The sequence below is a fragment of the Arthrobacter sp. JCM 19049 genome (assembly GCF_001310435.1).
Window position 1 is genome coordinate 1 of the sequence record NZ_BAXF01000545.1, and the last position, 1,387, is coordinate 1,387.

At 69.2% G+C, this 1,387-nt stretch carries 2 protein-coding genes; both read left to right on the forward strand.

The window, feature by feature from the left end; genetic code table 11:
- Positions 1 to 224 precede the first annotated feature (224 nt).
- Positions 225 to 377 carry a VOC family protein gene (locus JCM19049_RS21130; RefSeq protein WP_279403276.1) on the forward strand — a complete coding sequence of 51 codons (153 nt, stop codon included), beginning with the start codon at positions 225 to 227 and terminating at the stop codon, positions 375 to 377.
- 393 nt (positions 378 to 770) lie between these two features.
- Positions 771 to 1,387, forward strand: a 617-nt coding sequence (locus JCM19049_RS14310) for an HAD family hydrolase (RefSeq protein WP_054821908.1), incomplete at its 3' end; no start/stop codon positions are given.

Here is a 1,387-nt window from a genome sequence, read left to right on the forward strand (position 1 = left end):
CCGGCGAGCGCCGCTGGCGCGGACGCGGCTGGAGCCCCATGGACAGTGGATCTACCTCTAGATCCCCAGGGGAGATGCCGGGACCGGGCCTCACCGGTGGATGTGCGCCGATCCAGCGGCTTCTGGTCGCTAGCCGTCGGCAATGACGGGACCTTCGGTGCGGCCCTTCCCCGGCAGGGGTCAGTAGCTCTTCCCCCCGGGGTTCGCTTGCCTACTGTGGGGGTATGAACAAGCCTGCCCCGCCAACCATCAGCGCCATTACCCTCGGGGTGCGTGATGTGGGTGTCTCCCTGAAGTTCTACACCGAGGGCCTGGGCTTTGAGCTGGTGCAGCCGGCCCATGAGCAGATCGCGTTCGTGCGGGCCGGGCACGGCTGATGCTGGCGCTGTGGGATGTGGCGCAAATGCCCAGCGAGTACGGCAGGTGGGGCATTCGCAGTTGGCTCCCCCGGTGTCGCTGGGTCACAACGTGGGGTCGGACCGGGAGGTGGAGGCGCATTATCGGCGAGCGCTAAAGGCCGGGGCCAGCCCGGTCAATGCCCCGGCGAAGCAGCCTGGGGTGGGATGAGCGCCTGCGTGGCGGACCCGGACGGGTTCCGCTGGGACTTCGTGCACAACCCGACGTTCGTGGTGGAGGCCGACGGGCGGATCTCCGCGGTTTGAGCGGCAGCTGGCCTATGCTGGGGGTTTAGCCCCGTGTGCCCACACCGTGTCCGCTGCCCTGCCTGGGCCTCCCGTGGGGGCGGGAGCACGGCTTTGCAGGAAGGACCCATGCCCTCCCACGTCTACTTCGACTTCTTTGGCACCCTGGTCGACTATGACCCCTCCATCCACCCGGCCGGGTACAACGCGCCGTTCGAGTTCGCGCGACGGGCCGGGGCCGGGGTCAACGCCCGGGACTGTGACCGGCTGTGGGACCGGGCCTGGGCGGAGCTGGACGGCAGGCCCAGCACAGCGAACGTGAATGCTCAATGCAGCAGATCGCCACCCGCTACTGGCAGCTGCTCGGCGCCCGGGATTGCCGAGGGTGAGATCTCCCGCCTGGTCGAGGAGTACCTGCAGGCTGGAGCGCGCGGATCGTCCCGCGCCGCGGTGGGCGAATGCCTGGCGCAGCTGAGCACCGCAGGGCATCACCTGGCGGTGGTCAGCAACACCCACCACCGCCCGCTGGTGCCCCGCCTGCTGGCCCGGTTCGGGCTGGATGAGCACATCAGCGACGTGTTCACCTCCATCGAGCTGGGCTGGCGCAAGCCCAATGCGCGGATCTTCCAGGCGGCGCTGGACCGGCATGGCATCACCCCGGCCGAGGCGGCGTTCGTCGGGGACAACTGGGTGGCGGACATCGAAGGTCCCCGCAGACTGGGGATGGCCGCGTTCTATGTGGGCCC